Source organism: Superficieibacter sp. (assembly GCF_032071645.1).
In the GTDB taxonomy this organism is placed as follows: Bacteria; Pseudomonadota; Gammaproteobacteria; order Enterobacterales; family Enterobacteriaceae; genus Superficieibacter.
In genome coordinates, this window is the sequence record NZ_DAMAPU010000009.1 from 73,596 (window position 1) to 91,056 (window position 17,461).

17 protein-coding genes are annotated in these 17,461 nt (G+C 55.6%); 9 read left to right on the forward strand and 8 right to left on the reverse strand.

The annotated features are described in order from the left end of the window. The first annotated feature begins 5 nt into the window (after positions 1-5). Positions 6-707, forward strand: coding sequence for a DnaA inactivator Hda (locus RT197_RS16115; protein ID WP_312952215.1), 702 nt, complete (start codon positions 6-8; stop codon positions 705-707). 5 nt (positions 708-712) lie between these two features. On the opposite strand, the gene arsC is transcribed toward RT197_RS16115, so the two are convergent. Together arsC and bepA are read right to left on the reverse strand one after the other, a co-directional pair. Continuing rightward, positions 713-1,072, reverse strand: a complete 360-nt coding sequence (gene arsC / locus RT197_RS16120) for an arsenate reductase (glutaredoxin) (RefSeq protein WP_312952168.1) — start codon at positions 1,070-1,072, stop codon at positions 713-715. Between the two features lie 9 nt (positions 1,073-1,081). Further along, entirely contained in the window at positions 1,082-2,548 is a 1,467-nt protein-coding gene (gene bepA / locus RT197_RS16125; RefSeq protein ID WP_312952169.1) for a beta-barrel assembly-enhancing protease, read from the reverse strand. Positions 2,549-2,766: 218 nt separating this feature from the next. On the opposite strand from bepA, the gene RT197_RS16130 reads away from it, so the two are divergent. Beyond that, complete coding sequence (locus tag RT197_RS16130; protein ID WP_312952170.1) at positions 2,767-3,828, forward strand: AI-2E family transporter; 1,062 nt, start codon at positions 2,767-2,769, stop codon at positions 3,826-3,828. Positions 3,829-3,860: 32 nt separating this feature from the next. Here the strand turns inward: RT197_RS16130 and bcp are convergent, their stop codons facing one another. Then, positions 3,861-4,331, reverse strand: coding sequence for a thioredoxin-dependent thiol peroxidase (bcp, locus tag RT197_RS16135; RefSeq protein WP_312952171.1), 471 nt, complete (start codon positions 4,329-4,331; stop codon positions 3,861-3,863). Further along, positions 4,331-4,903 carry a glycine cleavage system transcriptional repressor gene (locus tag RT197_RS16140; RefSeq protein WP_312952172.1) on the reverse strand — a complete coding sequence of 191 codons (573 nt, stop codon included), beginning with the start codon at positions 4,901-4,903 and terminating at the stop codon, positions 4,331-4,333. Before RT197_RS16140 ends, bcp begins: the two co-directional genes overlap by 1 nt. Positions 4,904-5,048: 145 nt before the next feature. Between RT197_RS16140 and dapA the strand changes: the two genes are divergently transcribed. The 6 genes from dapA to ypfH all read left to right on the forward strand — a co-directional run bounded on the left by dapA (position 5,049) and on the right by ypfH (position 11,594). After that, a complete protein-coding gene (dapA, locus tag RT197_RS16145; protein ID WP_312952173.1) occupies positions 5,049-5,927 on the forward strand; it encodes a 4-hydroxy-tetrahydrodipicolinate synthase in 879 nt (292 codons plus the stop codon). 16 nt (positions 5,928-5,943) lie between these two features. Beyond that, entirely contained in the window at positions 5,944-6,978 is a 1,035-nt protein-coding gene (gene bamC, locus RT197_RS16150) for an outer membrane protein assembly factor BamC (protein ID WP_312952174.1), read from the forward strand. A gap of 107 nt (positions 6,979-7,085) precedes the next feature. After that, on the forward strand, positions 7,086-7,799 hold the full coding sequence (purC, locus tag RT197_RS16155; protein WP_312952175.1) for a phosphoribosylaminoimidazolesuccinocarboxamide synthase: 714 nt from the start codon (positions 7,086-7,088) through the stop codon (positions 7,797-7,799). Positions 7,800-7,929: 130 nt separating this feature from the next. After that, a complete protein-coding gene (locus RT197_RS16160; RefSeq protein ID WP_312952176.1) occupies positions 7,930-8,796 on the forward strand; it encodes a neutral zinc metallopeptidase in 867 nt (288 codons plus the stop codon). A gap of 22 nt (positions 8,797-8,818) precedes the next feature. After that, on the forward strand, positions 8,819-10,819 hold the full coding sequence (locus RT197_RS16165; RefSeq protein WP_312952177.1) for a GNAT family N-acetyltransferase: 2,001 nt from the start codon (positions 8,819-8,821) through the stop codon (positions 10,817-10,819). Between the two features lie 76 nt (positions 10,820-10,895). Next, positions 10,896-11,594: an esterase gene (ypfH, locus tag RT197_RS16170; protein WP_312952178.1), complete on the forward strand. Its 699-nt coding sequence runs from the start codon at positions 10,896-10,898 to the stop codon at positions 11,592-11,594. A gap of 43 nt (positions 11,595-11,637) precedes the next feature. Here ypfH and RT197_RS16175 read toward each other — a convergent pair whose 3' ends face one another. From RT197_RS16175 to RT197_RS16185, 3 genes are read right to left on the reverse strand one after another with little or no spacing between them, the layout of a single operon-like run. Next, entirely contained in the window at positions 11,638-11,826 is a 189-nt protein-coding gene (locus RT197_RS16175; RefSeq protein ID WP_103677909.1) for a YpfN family protein, read from the reverse strand. Between the two features lie 27 nt (positions 11,827-11,853). Further along, complete coding sequence (dapE, locus tag RT197_RS16180) at positions 11,854-12,981, reverse strand: succinyl-diaminopimelate desuccinylase (protein ID WP_312952179.1); 1,128 nt, start codon at positions 12,979-12,981, stop codon at positions 11,854-11,856. A gap of 3 nt (positions 12,982-12,984) precedes the next feature. Then, the gene (locus tag RT197_RS16185) at positions 12,985-13,341 is read right to left on the reverse strand and encodes an ArsC family reductase (RefSeq protein WP_312952180.1); all 357 of its coding nucleotides are present in this window, start codon (positions 13,339-13,341) and stop codon (positions 12,985-12,987) included. A 664-nt stretch (positions 13,342-14,005) separates the two neighbouring features. Between RT197_RS16185 and ypfM the strand changes: the two genes are divergently transcribed. Then, entirely contained in the window at positions 14,006-14,065 is a 60-nt protein-coding gene (gene ypfM / locus RT197_RS16190) for a protein YpfM (protein WP_128879464.1), read from the forward strand. Between the two features lie 99 nt (positions 14,066-14,164). On the opposite strand, the gene acrD is transcribed toward ypfM, so the two are convergent. Then, complete coding sequence (gene acrD, locus RT197_RS16195) at positions 14,165-17,278, reverse strand: multidrug efflux RND transporter permease AcrD (RefSeq protein WP_312952181.1); 3,114 nt, start codon at positions 17,276-17,278, stop codon at positions 14,165-14,167. Between the last annotated feature and the right edge of the window lie 183 nt (positions 17,279-17,461).

The window sequence follows — 17,461 nt, forward strand, 5'->3', positions numbered from 1 at the left end:
TCCATCTGAACACACCTGCGCAGCTCTCACTGCCACTCTATCTTCCCGACGACGAAACCTTTGCCAGTTTCTGGCCGGGCGATAACCCTTCTCTGCTGGCCGCACTGCAAAACGTGTTGCGTCAGGATCATAGCGGCTATATCTATTTCTGGTCACGCGAGGGCGCGGGGCGCAGCCATCTGCTGCACGCGGCCTGTGCCGAACTTTCGCAGCGCGGCGATGCGGTCGGCTATGTGCCGCTGGATAAGCGCACCTGGTTTGTACCGGAAGTGCTGGAAGGGATGGAGCAGCTTTCGCTGGTGTGCATTGATAACATCGAATGCGTTGCCGGTGACGAGCCATGGGAAATGGCGATTTTTAATCTTTATAATCGCATTCTGGAATCCGGCAAAACGCGGCTGCTGATCACCGGCGATCGTCCCCCGCGCCAGCTTAAGCTGGGGCTGCCGGATCTGGCGTCGCGTCTCGACTGGGGGCAAATCTACAAACTCCAGCCGCTGTCCGATGAGGATAAACTCCAGGCGCTCCAGCTGCGCGCCCGGCAGCGCGGTTTTGAGATGCCGGAAGACGTATGTCGGTTCCTGTTAAAACGGCTGGATCGCGAGATGCGCACGCTGTTTATGACCCTCGATCAGCTTGACCGGGCCTCAATTACCGCCCAGCGCAAGCTGACCATTCCGTTCGTGAAGGATATTTTAGGGCTGTAGATCGCTTAAGAGACGATCTCCAGCACCTGTTCCGGCGGACGGCCTATCCGCGCCTGCCCGTAGCTGACCACAATCGGGCGCTCGATAAGCTTTGGATTATCTACCATTGCCTGAATCAATTCCTGCTGGCTTAAATGCTCATCAGCCAGCCCCAGCGTGCGGTACAGATCTTCTTTCTGACGCATCAGCTCGCGTGCATCGGTCATTCCCAGCATTTTCAGCAATTCTGCCAGTTTTGCCGCATCGGGCGGCGTGTCCAAATACAGCACAATTTCCGGGTCGATGCCGTTAGACTTCAGCAGGCTTAAAGTGTCGCGGCTTTTGGAGCAGCGCGGGTTGTGATAAATCGTTACCGTATCGGACATCAAAACTCCTTACATTTTTTCATACGGGCGGAAGCGTTGCTGGAGCTGGCGCAGCTGATCGATGCGCGCATCGTACCGCGCCTGCTGCTGACTGCCGAGCTTAACCTGCGAACTGGCGCTGCTCAACAGCGTGATCGCCTGATCCAGCTGTCCCTGCAAAGCCAGCCCCTCAGCGCGCGCCGCCTGTTCCCGGTCGCGATGGTTACTGTTGGCTTCAGCCTGTGCCAGCAGATCCCAGCCGTTAGGGTCGTCTTTATAGGTAAACGTATAGCGGTTAAGAATGGCGATGGCTTCGTTCATCTGGCCTGCCTGCACCAGGGCATTGGCAAGGTTAAGCTGAAGGACCGGATTGGTACGGAGCTCCTTCGCATTTTTCAGTCGGGCGATAGCGTCGGCGGTTTTCTGCTGCCCCAGATCGATATCGGTGGCTAAATCGAGATACCAGGCGTTATCCGGCTCGGCTTTCAGCAGCGGCGCAAGCGTCTGGCTGGCTTCAGCAAAGCGGCCGGTTTGCATTGCCTGTAGCGCCCGACCATACCGCGCGGCGTGTTGCTCGCGAATATTGCCTTTGTCCCAGCTTTCCAGCATATCGTTGGTAAGCTGGTTGCGCCCGGAATTATACATGCCGAGGATACGGGCCTGGGCGAGATAGAAATCGGTGGAGGACTGGACGACCACCGAACGCATCTGGTTTGCGCGGTTACGGGCGTCGGACAGACGGCTTTCCGGCAGCGGGTGAGTTAATAAAATTTCCGGCGGTCGGGTAGCGTAACGAGCCTGATCGAGCAGTTTTTCCAGAAAGCCGGGCATCGCCTGCGGGTCGAACCCGGAACGCTGTAAAACCTGAATGCCGATGCGGTCAGCTTCCTGTTCATTCTGCTGGGTAAAGGTAATGACGCTCTGGCGCGAACCCGCAAGGGTGCCAGTCATGGCTGCCATCCCCGCCTGTGGATTGGCCATTGCCAGCAGAATAGAGCCAAGCGCGCCCGCCCAGGTCAGCGGCGCGCTGTTTTTTTGATCCTCCATCGCCCGCGCCAGATGTCGCTGGGTGACGTGAGATATTTCGTGCGCCATGACCGAAGCCAACTGGCTTTCGTTATCGGCATAGCGGAACAGCGCGGCGTGCAGCACGACATTACCGCCGAAGAAAGCGAAGGCGTTTATTTCGTCATTTTTGATGAGGTAGAAGTGGAACGGCGTGCGCACAGAGTTGGCATGCGTTACCAGTCTCATTCCCAGCGAATTAATGTATTGCACCAGAAGAGGATCGTTGATCAGCGGCGCGCTACCGCGAAGCTGGCGAACATAATAATCTCCCATCTGCATTTCCTGCCCAATCGAGAGCGTGCTCCCGGCAGATGTGCCCATATCTGGCAGCGTATCCGATGAGATATCTGCAAACGCCGGCACCGCCTGTGCCAGCGTAAGCGTTGCGATAAGCGTCGCTATTAGCGTCTTTTTCAACTGCCCGAACATAACCTAAGTCCTGTAGTTTGGTTTGCCAGTTTGACCGGTGATCCCGGGTAATGTTCCGTCGCCCGGTGCGGGCAATTTTAACCGCCAGCGGATCGAAAGAAAATTATAATTGTTTAATGAATAATCTTTGCCCGACAGCGCTTAAAAAGCGAAGGCTTTTTGGTGACAGTTAGATACAATTCCCCCATCGCCCCGGTAACACCCTCAGGGAAGGTTTTATGCTTGAAATGCTAATGCAGTGGTATCGCCGTCGCTTCAGCGACCCGGAGGCGATTGCGCTGCTGGTCATACTGGTGGCAGGCTTTTGTATCCTGTTTTTCTTCAGTGGCCTGCTGGCCCCGCTGCTGGTCGCGATTGTGCTGGCCTACCTGCTGGAGTGGCCGACGGCCCGCCTGCAACGCATCGGCTGTTCCCGGCGCTGGTCGGCGTCAATTGTGCTGGTCTTCTTCGTCGGCATCCTGCTACTGATGGCGCTGGTGGTTCTGCCGGTTGCCTGGCAGCAGGGCATTTATCTGATCCGTGATATGCCCGGCATGTTGAATAAAGTTTCCGATTATGCCGCCACGCTGCCGCGTCGTTATCCGGCGTTAATGGACGCGGGGATCATTGATGCGATGGCGGAAAATATGCGTTCGCGGATGCTGACGCTCGGTGACTCCGTCGTGAAATACTCTCTCGCCTCGCTGGTAGGGCTGCTGACTATCGCGGTTTATCTGGTGCTGGTCCCGCTGATGGTTTTCTTCCTCGTGAAAGATAAAGAACAGATGCTTAACGCCGTGCGGCGCATTCTGCCGCGCAATCGCGGGCTGGCGGGGCAGGTCTGGCTGGAGATGAATCAGCAAATTACCAATTATATTCGCGGTAAAGTGCTGGAAATGATCGTCGTCGGTGTGGCCACCTGGATTGGCTTTATTCTGTTTGGCCTTAACTATTCGCTGCTGCTGGCGGTGCTGGTCGGATTCTCGGTGTTGATCCCCTATATCGGCGCATTTGTGGTCACCATTCCGGTGATTTGCGTGGCGCTGTTCCAGTTTGGACTGGGCACTGAGTTCTGGAGCTGCTTCGCGGTCTATCTCATTATTCAGGGGCTGGACGGTAACTTGCTGGTGCCGGTGCTGTTTTCCGAGGCGGTAAACCTGCATCCCCTGGTGATTATTTTATCGGTGGTGATTTTCGGTGGACTGTGGGGATTCTGGGGCGTCTTTTTCGCCATTCCGCTGGCGACGCTGATTAAAGCGGTGGTTCATGCCTGGCCCGATGGCCTGACGCTGGAAGAGTAAACGAGGCGGCCCGGACGGGCCGCTGATAACAATCAGGCGCTGGCTTTTATCCAGTTCAACACGATGTCATGGTGATTGCTGGTTTTGAAATCGTCAAAAACGTGTTCGATTTTACCGTCCGGGTCGATCAAAAAGCTGATCCGGTGGATGCCATCATAGGTTTTACCCATAAATGATTTCTCACCCCAGACGCCAAACTGTTCGCAAACCTGGTGATCTTCGTCAGAGAGCAGCGTAAAGTTCAGCAGCTCTTTTTCGGCAAAACGCGACAGCTTTTCTGGTTTATCCGTGCTGATGCCCAGCACGTCCACACCCGCTTTCTTCAACTCGTCCATGTTGTCGCGCAGGCCGCAGGCTTGTACGGTGCAACCTGGGGTCATTGCTTTCGGGTAAAAATAGACCAAAACGCGCTGTCCCTGGAAGTCGGCCAAATTTACTTGTTCTCCGTCCTGATCGGGCAAGCTAAATTTCGGTGCAGTATCACCGGCTTTCAGTGGATTCATTACAAAACTCCATTCTGTTCATCATGCTGTGAATAATTGACGATATTAATACTGCCCTGCGCATTCAATTCTGTACATAGGGCTTTAAACGCCTGCTCAAAAATTGACGCATCCTGCGAGGCGGGACTGTGGGCGGTGATCTGGATGAATAGCTGCGGGACAGCAGTCTCGCTACCGGGCTGGGTACGTGAAACCAGTTCGGCAATATTCATGTCGTGAGTATAAAACAGGGTAGTGAAGCGCTCAATGAGATGAGGCGAGTCAGGCACGTCAACCTGTACCCAGACCGTAGCTGGCATGGGCTGGCGCAAATGCGCGGTGGTACGCTTCATGACGATCAGTAAATCCAGCTCAGCGCCTTTTAACGGCAGGGTGGATTCAATCAGAGTGATGGCATTCCAGCTCCCGGAAAGCAGCATGATGAACGTGAACTCATCACCAAGCATAGCCAGACGGCTGTCCTCGATATTACAACCGCAGCTACTGACATGACGGGTGATCGTATTGACGATTCCTGGGCGGTCAGCCCCCAGCGCAGTGATAACCAGATAGTGTTGTGATGAGCCAGTCAAACCCGTTCTTCCTTTAAGAGGTGAGGTAATCATTAGGAAAGCATAAAAAAAACCGTCATACAACCGGCTCAAAGCCCTGCGTCTCTTGCTTTTATTACAGGACCAAACGTAACATTAAGGTTCTTGTCAGCACAGAGGATGACCCATGTTCACGGGAAGTATTGTCGCGCTTGTCACACCGATGGATGAAAAAGGTAAGGTCTGCCGGTCAAGCCTGAAAAAACTCATTGACTATCATGTAGATAACGGAACGTCAGCCATTGTTTCAGTGGGAACTACGGGTGAGTCTGCCACGCTAAGCCATGATGAGCATGGTGATGTCGTTATGATGACCGTTGAACTGGCCGACGGGCGCATCCCTGTTATTGCCGGAACGGGGGCAAATGCAACCGCAGAGGCGATCAGCCTGACCCAGCGTTTCAACAATAGCGGTATCGTCGGTTGCCTGACCGTCACCCCGTATTACAATCGTCCCACTCAGGAAGGTTTGTTCCAGCATTTCAAAGCGATCGCAGAACATACTGACCTGCCGCAAATTCTGTATAATGTTCCCTCGCGTACCGGCTGCGATATGCTGCCAGAAACCGTAGGCCGACTGGCAGAAATTAAAAATATTGTCGGTATTAAGGAAGCAACGGGGAACTTAAGCCGCGTTCACCTGATCAAAGAGCTGGTTTCAGATGACTTTGTTCTGCTCAGCGGCGATGACGCTACGGCGTTGGATTTCATGCAGCTCGGTGGCCATGGCGTCATTTCGGTAACTACGAACGTTGCAGCCCGTGATATGGCTGAAATGTGTAAACTGGCGGCAGAAGGGCAGTTTGCTGAGGCTCGCGCAATTAATCAGCGCCTGATGCCGTTACACACTAAATTATTTGTCGAACCCAATCCGATCCCGGTGAAATGGGCCTGTAAGGAATTGGGACTTGTAGCGACCGATACGATGCGCCTGCCGATGACGCCGATTACCGACCACGGTCGTGAAATCGTCAGAGCAGCGCTGAAACATGCCGGATTGCTGTAAAGTTTAGGGAGATTTGATGGCTTACTCAGTACAAAAGTCGCGCCTGGCGAAGGTTGCGGGCGTTTCACTTGTCATGCTTCTCGCCGCCTGTAATTCTGACTCGCGCTACAAGCGTCAGGTAAGCGGTGATGAGTCCTACCTGGACGCCGATCCGCTTGCTGAACTTCATGCGCCAGCGGGGTTGATCCTGCCGGTACAGAACGGCGACTATAACGTGCCCGTCACGAACGGCAGTGGCGCAGTGGGTAAAGCGCTGGATATCCGCCCGCCAGCACAGCCGCTGGCGCTGGTTTCAGGTGCCCGCACGCAATTTAAGGGCGACACATCCACGCTGCTGGTCGAAAACAGCCGCACCAGCTCGCTCTGGCCGCAGGTCGTGAGCGTGATTCAGGCGCAGAACTACAGCATTGCAAATCGTGATGACGCAGGTCAGACCCTGACAACCGACTGGGTGAACTGGAACCGTCTGGATGAAGACGAGCAGTATCGTGGCCGCTATCAAATCAGCGTGAAGCCGCAGGGCTATCAGCAGGCGGTGTCGGTTAAGCTGGTTCAGCTTGAGCAGGCAGGTAAACCTGTCGCCGATACCTCTTCTTTACAGCGCTACAGCGCGCAGATGCTGAACGTCATTTCTGCCGGACTGGATAAAAACGCCAGCGACGCGCAGAGCGCCGCCGAAAGCCGTACCAGCTCCACGCTGGACGTGCAGAGCGCCGCTGACGATACCGGCCTGCCGATGCTGGTGGTGCGCGGACCGTTCAACGTCGTCTGGCAGCGTCTGCCAGCCGCGCTGGAAAAAGTGGGCATGAAAGTCACCGACAGCACCCGTTCGCAGGGTAACATCGCGGTCACTTACAAGCCGCTTTCTGACAGCGACTGGCAGGAACTGGGCGCAAGCGATCCGGGTCTGGTTTCCGGGGATTATAAACTTCAGGTCGGCGACCTCGATAACCGCAGCAGCCTGCAGTTCATCGATCCGAAAGGTCATACGCTGACCCAGTCGCAGAATGATGCGCTGGTTGCCGTCTTCCAGGCTGCATTCAGTAAGTAATTAACAGGGCTGGAGCAATCCGGCCCTTTTTTCTGCCGCCTACGCAAACGTGTGCGTAGACAGAAAAGCGCAATTTTTAACGTTAAATCAAAGCTGGAGTAATAAAGATGCAAAAGCAAGCTGAGTTGTATCGTGGTAAAGCGAAAACCGTATACAGCACGGAAAACCCGGATCTGTTGGTGCTCGAATTCCGCAATGATACGTCAGCAGGGGACGGCGCACGCATTGAGCAGTTTGATCGTAAAGGCATGGTGAACAACAAGTTCAACTATTTCATTATGAGCAAGCTGGCAGAAGCGGGCATCCCGACCCAGATGGAAGCGCTGCTTTCCGATACCGAATGCCTGGTCAAAAAGCTGGAAATGGTGCCGGTCGAATGCGTGGTGCGTAACCGCGCCGCCGGTTCGCTGGTGAAGCGTCTGGGCGTGGAAGAGGGCATTGAGCTGGATCCGCCGCTGTTCGATCTGTTCCTGAAAAATGACGCCATGCACGATCCGATGATCAACGATTCCTACTGCGAAACCTTCGGCTGGGTGAACAAAGAAAACCTCGCGCGAATGAAAGAGCTGACTTACAAAGCCAACGAGGTGCTGAAAAAACTGTTTGATGACGCGGGTCTGATCCTCGTCGATTTCAAACTGGAGTTCGGTCTGTACAAAGGGGAAGTGGTGCTGGGTGATGAATTCTCCCCGGATGGCAGCCGCCTGTGGGACAAAGAAACCCTTGATAAAATGGACAAAGACCGTTTCCGCCAGAGCCTCGGCGGGGTGATTGAGGCGTATGAAGCCGTTGCGCATCGCCTGGGCGTGAAGCTGGATTAATCCTCTTCGCCGCACTTACCAGAGGATGAGCCTCATCCTCTGGCTTTTTACACCCGCTTTTCAGTGGTAATCCTGCGCTATACCGCCTACGATCATAATCAACATCAATAATTAAATGGCAGAGGTCGTTATGCGCTGGCAAGGGCGTCGGGAAAGTGACAACGTAGAGGACAGGCGGAACGACTCTGGATCGCCGATGATGGGCGGCGGACGCGGCTTTCGCATTCCCACCGGCAAAGGCGGGATTATTATCCTGCTGGTGGTCGTGGTAGCCGGGTATTACGGCGTTGATCTGACCGGTTTACTGACCGGCGAGCCGGTCTCCCAACAGAGTACCCAGCGCTCAGTCAGCCCGCAGGATGAAGAGTCGGCTAAATTCACCAAAGTGATTTTGGGAACCACCGAAGAAACCTGGGACAAATTGTTTAAAGATATGGGGCGTCAATATCAGCAGCCCCGTCTGGTGTTGTACCGGGGCTACACCGGAACCGGCTGTGGCACCGGGCAATCGGTGATGGGACCGTTCTATTGCCCGGCAGACAGCACCGTGTATGTCGATCTCTCCTTCTACGATGATATGAAAACCAAACTTGGCGCGGATGGCGACTTTGCGCAGGGCTATGTGATCGCGCATGAAGTCGGACACCACGTGCAAAAACTGCTGGGCATTGAAGCCAAAGTGCGTCAGCAACAGCAGAATGCATCTCAGGCGGAGGTTAATCGTCTTTCGGTGCGCATGGAATTGCAGGCTGACTGCTTCGCGGGCGTCTGGGGCAACGATATGCAAAAACAGGGCGTGCTGGAAGCGGGCGACGTGCAGGAAGCGCTGAATGCGGCGGAAGCCATCGGCGATGACCGCCTGCAAAAGCAAAGTCAGGGCCGCGTGGTGCCGGACAGTTTCACCCACGGCACTTCCGAGCAGCGCTACAGCTGGTTTAAGCGTGGTTTTGACAGCGGCGATCCGGCGCAGTGTAATACCTTCGGTAAAACTCTCTAACCGGGCATAATAAAGGGCTGTCATGGATGAATTACGGGCGCTGACGGCAACAATGGCGCAGGAAGGGCTTCGCCGCCTGCTGGTCATCAGTGGCGATGAGCGCTGGACGCTGGCGCAGGCGGAGCATTTGCGGACCATGCTTGCCGGAGACTGGCTTAGCGTCAGCCCGCAGGCCATGCCGGAGCCGCACTGTCCGCCCGGTGCGTTAATGACCCTGCTGGGGCGGGAATTTCATCATGCGGTGTTTGACGCCCGGCGGGGCTTTGACGTAGCCGCCTTTGCCGCGCTCGGCGGCACGCTGCGCGCCGGAAGCTGGTTGGTACTGCTCACTCCGCCGCTGTCCCGTTGGGCTGAACTGCCGGACGAAGACGCCGTGCGCTGGAGCGACACGCCAGACCCCATCCCCACGCCGAATTTTATTCAGCATTTTTGCCATCATATTAAACATCACCCTGACACGCTTATCTGGCAGCAGGGCCAGCCATTGCAGGTGCCGGACACTGTGCCGCGCCCGCGCTGGCATCCGGCCTGCGGCCAGCCTGCCGCTGAACAGGCGCGCATTCTTGCCCAACTGGCGGAAATGCCCGCCGGGATTGCCGTGCTGACGGCGGAGCGCGGACGGGGAAAATCGGCGCTGGCCGGGATGCTTATCCGCCGCACTGCGGGCAAGACTCTTGTCACCGCGCCTGCGAAAGCGGCAACCGACGTGCTGGCCAGCTTTGCGGGCGAGGGCTACCGGTTTATGGCTCCTGATGCGCTGCTGGCCTCTGATGAAACCGCCGACTGGCTGATCGTTGATGAAGCCGCCGCTATCCCCGGCCCGTTGTTGCAGCAGCTGACGGCGCGTTTTCCGCGCATGCTGTTGACTACCACCGTACAGGGTTATGAAGGCACCGGCCGCGGCTTTTTGCTTAAGTTTTGCGCCCGTTTCCCGCAGTTGCGCGCTTTTACTCTTGCGCAACCGCAGCGCTGGGCGCAGGGCTGTCCGCTGGAACACATCGTCAACGCGGCGCTGTTATTCACCGATGCCACTTTTCATGTTCCTCCGCAGGGCGATATTTATTTTACGCCCGTCGAACAACAAGCATGGCGGACGCATCCGGCGCTGCCTGGCGCGCTGTACCAGCTTCTTTCCGGTGCGCACTATCGCACTTCGCCGCTGGACCTGCGTCGAATGATGGATGCGCCAGGCCAGCATTTTATTGCCGCCCGCAGCGATACCGTTCCCGCCGGGGCGCTATGGCTGGTTGAGGAAGGGGGACTAAGCCCGGCGCTAAGTCAGGCGGTGTGGGCCGGATTTCGCCGACCGCGTGGCAATCTGGTGGCGCAGTCGCTGGCGGCGCACGGCGGCAGCCCGTTTGCCGCCACCCTAAAAGCGCTGCGCATCAGTCGGATCGCGGTACATCCGCAGGCGCAGCGCCAGGGGACAGGGCAAAGGCTGGTTGAACAGGCGTGGCTGGCGGCGCAGGGGTGCGATTACCTTTCGGTCAGCTTTGGCTACACGCCAGAGCTGTGGCGCTTCTGGCAACGCTGTGGCTTTACGCTGGTGCGCATCGGGACGCATCGTGAAGCCAGTAGCGGCTGCTATACCGCGATGGCGCTGCGTCCGCTTACCGCCAGCGGACAGACGCTGGCGGCGCATGAGCATCAGCGGCTGCTTCGCGACCTGCGCTGGCTGACGCCGTGGCTGGATGAGACATTTCCCCTGACTGCCAGCGATGACGCTATGCTTAATGATAATGACTGGCAGGAACTGGCGAGTTTTGCCTTTGCTCATCGCCCGCTGATGGCGGCTGTGGGCAGTCTGCATCGGCTGTTATTACAGGTTGAACTGCCGCTGCCCGCGCTGCGCGGTCGGCTGGCGCGGCAGAGTGAAAGCCAGCTTTGCGCCGCGTCAGGTTTATCCGGACGCAAAGCGTTGCTCAGGCAGATGCGTCAGGAGGCCGCCCGCGCAATGGCGGCACTCGATGCGCCACGCACTGAATCGCTGCGTCAGCAGGTTAGCGAGATGCAGTTTTTTTAACAATCTCATTCAGTTAAATGGCATGGTCATTACCCCCGGACGGCGTAAACTGCCTGTCAGAACAAAGGAGAAAGCCATGAAACACGATCATTTTATCGTTCAGAATCCTGACAAGCCTGCGCAACAATTACTGCTGCTGTTTCATGGCGTCGGTGACAATCCGGTGGCGATGGGGCAGTTGGGAAGCTGGTTTGCGCCGCTTTTTCCCGACGCGCTGATCGTCAGCATCGGCGGGGCAGAGCCGTGCGGCTCGCCGCCAGCACGCCAGTGGTTTTCCGTGCAGGACGTGACGGAAGCTAACCGTCAGGCGCGCGTGGACGCCATTATGCCGACATTTATTGAGACCGTGCGCTTCTGGCAGAAGCAGAGCGGCGTCGGCCCGCTGGCGACGGCGTTAATCGGTTTCTCGCAAGGCTCGATCATGTCGCTGGAGAGCATCAAAGCCGAGCCGGGTCTGGCATCACGGGTGATCGCCTTTAACGGCCGCTACGCCACGCTGCCGGAAAACGCCACGACTGCCACCACCGTGCATTTGATCCACGGCGGTGAAGACCGGGTGATTGACCTGGCACATGCGGTGGCAGCACAGGAAGCGATTATGCAGGCGGGCGGGGATGTCACGCTGGATATCGTTGAGGGTCTGGGGCACGCCATCGACGAGCGTAGTATGCAGTTTGCTCTCGATCATTTGCGCTATACCGTACCGAAGCACTACTTCGATGAAGCGCTAAGCGGCGGCAAGCCGAATGATGACGGGATTGTTGAACTGTTCTGAAAATAAAAACGGCGGAAAGGGCAACCCTTTTCCGCCGCCAGCGTTACTTTTTCTTCGGCCAGTCGTCTTCATCGTCCCATTTATCGTTGAAGTCACGATGCGGGGGCAGTTCCGGCTTGTTGGCGAGAAATTTTTTGTGATCGACCCGTTTCAGATCTTTAATCACGTTGAGTAATACGCCTACCAGAAACACCAGTACCAGAATCCACCAGTATTTTGTTAGCCATTCCATGTGCGAATCCTCTTGATTGTGCGGCCGTCAGGCGACCAGATGTTCCATCACGCGCTGATACATACGGGCCAGCAGTTGCAGGTCGGCGGCATTGACGCATTCATTTATTTTATGAATGGTTGCGTTAACCGGCCCCAGTTCAACCACCTGTGCGCCCATCCGCGCAATAAAACGTCCGTCAGATGTGCCGCCTGTGGTCAGCAGTTGCGGTTTAATTTCATTATAGTGCTCAATTGCGTTGACCACCGCCTCAATCAGCTTACCGCGTCCCGTAAGGAAAGGCTGCCCCGAAAGCCACCAGTCCAGCGTGTAGCGCAACTGATGTTTTTCCAGCAGGGCGATCGTCCGGGCTTTGATCATTTCATCGGTCAGCTCGGTGCTGAAGCGAAAATTAAACTGAACAAACAGATCGCCGGGGATCACGTTATTGCTGCCGGTCCCGGCCTGAATATTGGCAATCTGCATACTGGTTGGCGGGAAATAGTCGTTACCGCGATCCCATTCAATGCCAACCAGCTCGCTGAGCATCGGGGCCGCACGGTGTACCGGGTTATCGGCCAGATGCGGATAAGCAACGTGTCCCTGGACGCCGTGAATGGTCAGGTTGCAGGTCAGCGAACCGCGCCGACCGTTTTTCACTACGTCGCCCACTACTTCAGTGCTGGAAGGCTCACCCACCAGGCAATAATCCAGCCGTTCATGGCGCGCCATCAGCGCTTCAACCACTTTGACCGTGCCGTTTTTGGCGCTGGCTTCTTCATCGGAGGTGATCAGAAATGCCAGCCGACCGCGATGATTGGGGTGCTGCGCCACGAAACGTTCGGCTGCCACGACCATTGCCGCCAGTGAACCTTTCATATCCGCCGCGCCGCGACCAAAAAGCATACCGTCGCGGATCGTCGGTTCAAACGGCGGGTTGATCCAGCGGTCAGCATCGCCAGCGGGAACCACATCGGTATGACCGGCAAACGCCAGCGTTTCACCCTGCCCACGCCACGCCCAGAAATTGCGGGTATCGCCAACGTCCATAGGCTCGACAGTAAAGCCAATCGCGCGCAGACGTTCAATCATAATGGCCTGGCATCCCGCATCGTCGGGACTCAGCGAAGGGCGGCGGATAAGCTGCTGTGCCAGCTCAATAACCGGGCAAGACATACACTACACCTCATCAAACCAGGTCTGATAACCTGAATCATTAAAACCCAGCAGCATAGGCTTCCCTGGCGCGCAGAGCAATGGGCGTTTAATCATCGCTGGCATTTCCAGCATCAATATAATGGCGGAATCGGCATCCTTTACCGCCGACTTTTGCGCATCATCCAGCTTGCGCCATGTCGTGCCACGCGTATTCAGCAGCGTTTCCCAGCCCAGCGCGTTCACAAACGAGCGTAACAGGGATTCATCAAGGCCATCAACGCGATAATCGTGGAAGCGGTACGTTTTACCGTGGTCATCCAGCCAGCGGCGCGCTTTTTTGATGGTATCGCAGTTTTTAATGCCGTACAGGACAATCATAACAGCCCTCATGTCGTTAAGTGGATTTGTTCATATTATTTGAATGAGATTTCTTATTCAATATCAGCGCATAATTAATCGAATATTATGTAATCATCGCGTGAATGAAAATAACCTGAAGCAGAACATTATTCCGACGCCTAATTCCATACTCGAATTTATCACTATAACCATAGTAAAAGTGCATGATTAAATCGCCAGCCAAAAGAGAATGTTATAGGGGCGTTTTTAGGGAAGAGATTAGCGGGTGAGCTGCCACTGCACCGTCATAATAAGATCGTCATCGTAACCGAAAATGTAACAATGCCAACAATATGGACTTCAAAGGTTAACATAATCAATGTCAATAATTTATCTGCCGCGCAGCCCCGGAACGAGAACCGAAAAAGTAATGTGCGACCCTGATGCCCGGCGGAAAAGGCTTTTGGCGCTTCGTGGAGGGCTTCGGCGTCTGTTTATTGATGTGGATTATAATTATGGCTTCTCTGATGAAAGATATTGCAAAATGTTGCTATGTGTCACATTAATAGCCACGCCCGACGCGCATATTAAGCTCAACAGTTAAGGAAAATCCAGGAGGAAACCCGTATAGCCGTGGCGTAAAAATTCTTTTCACAGAAAAAAGAATTTTGTAAAATAGCGATAATAATAAAGAGAGGTCGTTATGATTGATCGTGAACTAGGGAACTGGAAAGATTTTATTGAAGGGATGCTGCGTAAATAAAATCCCTCGCCGTAAGCCGTGATGGTGATGGCTCCAGTGTAGCAATACAGCAAAAAGCGACCGTAACGGTCGCTTTTTTGTTCATGGAAGTTGAATATCTCACTTCGCCCGTGGCCGCAGCGGGAAACAGCGGCGGATTAGCACAAAGAACAGCGGCACGAACAAAATTGCCAGGATTGTCGCTGAGATCATCCCACCGATGACCCCCGTTCCCACCGCATGTTGGCCGCCTGAACCGGCACCGGTACTGGTCGCCATCGGCAGCACGCCAAAGATAAACGCCAGCGAGGTCATTAAGATTGGCCGCAGCCGCTGGCGGCAGGCGTCCAGCGTGGCTTTAAGCAGGTCTTCCCCTTTCTGATTCAGTTCGTTGGCAAACTCTACGATCAGAATGGCGTTTTTAGCCGCCAGACCAATGACCGTCAGCAGGCCCACCTGAAAATAAACGTCATTTTCCAGCCCGCGCATCCAGGTCGCCAGCAGAGCGCCAAACAGACCCAGCGGCACCACCAGCACCACCGAGAACGGCACCGACCAGCTTTCATACAGCGCCGCCAGGCACAGAAAGACCACCAGCAGGGAGAGGGCGTACAGCGCCGGAGCCTGCGCCCCGGAGAGACGTTCCTGATACGACATTGCCGTCCACTCCAGACCAAAACCGCCGGGCAACTGCTGTACCAGCTTCTCCATAATGTCCATAGCTGTCCCGGTACTGACACCGGGCGCGGCTTCGCCGACAATCTCCAGCGCGGAGTAGCCATTATAGCGCTCCAGACGCGGCGAGCCGGTTTCCCAGCGCGATGTCGCAAAAGCAGAGAAGGGAACCATGTTGCCGTCTTTATTACGCACGTACCACTGGTTAACGTCATCCGGCAGCATCCGGTACTTCGCGGCGGCCTGCACGTACACTTTTTTCACCCGGCCACGATCCATAAAGTCATTGACGTAGCTCGATCCCCACGCGGTTTGCAGGGTGTCATTGATATCATCAATATTCACCCCCAGCGCCTGCGCTTTACGCTGATCGATGTCGATCTGTAACTGCGGGCTGTCGTCGAGACCGTTATGCCGGACGCGGGTCAGGGCGTCCTCTTTTCCTGCCAGATCCAGCAGCGTGTCACGGGCCGCCATCAGCGCATCATGCCCTTTTCCGCCGTGGTCCTGAAGCTCCATATCAAACCCGGCAGAGCTACCGAGGCCGCTGATCGACGGCGGACTGCTGGCGATCACCCGCGCTTCATTAATATGGCGAAACGCTTTGGTCGCACGTTCAATAATGGCGAACGACGAGCCGCTGCTCATATCCCGATCGTCCCAGTCTTTCAGGCGCACGAACATCCGCGCCACGTTCTGACCGTTACCGCCAGGGCCGGAGCCAACGGTGGCAAAAATGGACGTCACGTTATCCTTTTCGTTGTTGAAGAAATAATCTTCAATTTTCTGCACCACTTTCAGCGTTTGCTGCTGGGTGGAGCCGCTCGGAAGCTGAATCGAGGTGGTGAACATGCCCCGGTCTTCCTGAGGCAGAAAAGAGGTCGGCAGGCGCAGAAACAGGAATACCACGCCGCCGAGCAGCAGGACATAAATCAGGATCCAGCGCAGGCTGCTATTGAGAATTTTCGCCACGCCGGATTCATAGCGCCGGGCGTTGCGGTTGAACGTGCAGTTGAACCAGCCGAAAAATCCGCGCTGCCCGTGATGTTCACCTTTATGCAGCGGTTTAAGTATTGTGGCGCACAGGGCAGGGGTAAGGATCATTGCCACCAGCACCGACAGCACCATCGCCGAGACAATGGTTATCGAAAACTGGCGATAGATAGCCCCTGTCGTGCCGCCGAAAAAGGCCATCGGCACAAACACGGCGGAGAGCACCATCGCAATCCCGACCAGCGCCCCCTGAATCTGGCCCATTGATTTTCGCGTGGCCTCGCGCGGGGAAAGTCCTTCCTCGCTCATGATGCGCTCGACGTTTTCCACCACCACAATCGCGTCGTCCACCAGCAGACCGATGGCCAGCACCATCGCAAACATGGTGAGAGTGTTAATGCTGTAGTCGAAGGCATAGAGCACGGCAAACGTCCCCATCAGCACAATCGGCACCGCGATAGTGGGGATGAGCGTGGCGCGGAAATTTTGCAGGAACAGATACATCACGAGGAATACCAGCGCGATCGCTTCCAGCAGCGTTTTCACCACGTCGATGATGGATGCTTTAACGAAAGAGGTGGTTTCGTAAGCGACTTTATACTCCAGCCCGTGGGGGAAATACTGCGACAGCTCATCCAGCCGATGTAGCACCAGTTCCGCCGTCGCCATTTCATTGGCCCCGGATGCCAGCTTGACGCCAAGCCCGGACGCGGGCTGGCGGTTATAGCGGCTAAGGTTGTCGTATTTCTCCGCGCCCATCTCCACTTTCGCCACGTCGCCCAGGGTCACTTCTGAGCCGTCCTGATTCACCCGCAGGGTAATATCGCGGAATTGCTGGGGAGTCTGAAGCAGCGACTGTGAATTAATGGTGGCGTTCAGCGCCTGAGTATCAACGGCAGGCGTTCCACCCAACTGACCGACGGCAATCTGCGCGTTCTGCGATTCAATGGCGTCGGTAACGTCCTTTGCCGTCATCTGGACGCTGTTCAGTTTGGTCGGATCGAGCCAGATGCGCATGGAATATTGTGAGCCGTAGGCGTCGATGTCGCCGACGCCGTTAATTCGGCTCAGTGGCTCCTGGATGTTACTCGCCACGTAGTCGGCGATATCCTGCTTATCCATACTGCCGTCGGTAGACACGAAAGCGATGGTCAGAATATTCGTGTCGCCGGTTTTACGCACCGTCACGCCCTGATTCTGCACCGCCTGCGGAAGTTTGCGCATCGCTGACTGAAGCTGATTCTGCACCTGCTGCATGGCTTCATCAGGATCGGTCCCGGCGACGAAACTTAACGTTACGCTCGCCTGGCCGGTGCTGCTGCTCTGCGACGACATATACATTAAGTTGTCGAGGCCGGTCATATTCTGCTCGATGACCTGAGTCACCGTATTTTCCAGCGTCTGCGCCGAAGCGCCGGGATAGTTGGCGGTCACGCGCACATTTGGCGGAGCGAGGTCGGGATATTGTTCAACGGGTAATGAAATTATGGATAACGTGCCCAGCAGGCATAACAGTATTGCCAGCACCCAGGCAAAAATGGGGCGATCGATAAAGAAATTCGCCATCGCGTTCAGAACCTCTATTGCTCATTTTTTGTTATAACATTGCTTGTAACACTGTAGCGGCAAGGGCTTTAACAAACGTGGAGAAATTAAGGAGATAATGTAAATTATCTCGCCGGTTACCCTTTTACCTCTACATGTCGCTGACATAATAGCGTGTTGCACCGTCTGAAACGTAGTTTCAAA

What these genes read in the sequence shown, in the direction of transcription:
- RT197_RS16175 (WP_103677909.1), bottom strand. Translation starts at nt 11,826, where the DNA reads ATGGAATGGCTAACAAAATACTGGTGGATTCTGGTACTGGTGTTTCTG.
- RT197_RS16160 (WP_312952176.1), top strand. Translation starts at nt 7,930, where the DNA reads ATGCGCTGGCAAGGGCGTCGGGAAAGTGACAACGTAGAGGACAGGCGG.
- RT197_RS16130 (WP_312952170.1), top strand. Translation starts at nt 2,767, where the DNA reads ATGCTTGAAATGCTAATGCAGTGGTATCGCCGTCGCTTCAGCGACCCG.
- dapA (WP_312952173.1), top strand. Translation starts at nt 5,049, where the DNA reads ATGTTCACGGGAAGTATTGTCGCGCTTGTCACACCGATGGATGAAAAA.
- ypfH (WP_312952178.1), top strand. Translation starts at nt 10,896, where the DNA reads ATGAAACACGATCATTTTATCGTTCAGAATCCTGACAAGCCTGCGCAA.
- acrD (WP_312952181.1), bottom strand. Translation starts at nt 17,278, where the DNA reads ATGGCGAATTTCTTTATCGATCGCCCCATTTTTGCCTGGGTGCTGGCA.
- arsC (WP_312952168.1), bottom strand. Translation starts at nt 1,072, where the DNA reads ATGTCCGATACGGTAACGATTTATCACAACCCGCGCTGCTCCAAAAGC.
- bepA (WP_312952169.1), bottom strand. Translation starts at nt 2,548, where the DNA reads ATGTTCGGGCAGTTGAAAAAGACGCTAATAGCGACGCTTATCGCAACG.
- dapE (WP_312952179.1), bottom strand. Translation starts at nt 12,981, where the DNA reads ATGTCTTGCCCGGTTATTGAGCTGGCACAGCAGCTTATCCGCCGCCCT.
- bcp (WP_312952171.1), bottom strand. Translation starts at nt 4,331, where the DNA reads ATGAATCCACTGAAAGCCGGTGATACTGCACCGAAATTTAGCTTGCCC.
- RT197_RS16185 (WP_312952180.1), bottom strand. Translation starts at nt 13,341, where the DNA reads ATGATTGTCCTGTACGGCATTAAAAACTGCGATACCATCAAAAAAGCG.
- RT197_RS16165 (WP_312952177.1), top strand. Translation starts at nt 8,819, where the DNA reads ATGGATGAATTACGGGCGCTGACGGCAACAATGGCGCAGGAAGGGCTT.
- purC (WP_312952175.1), top strand. Translation starts at nt 7,086, where the DNA reads ATGCAAAAGCAAGCTGAGTTGTATCGTGGTAAAGCGAAAACCGTATAC.
- bamC (WP_312952174.1), top strand. Translation starts at nt 5,944, where the DNA reads ATGGCTTACTCAGTACAAAAGTCGCGCCTGGCGAAGGTTGCGGGCGTT.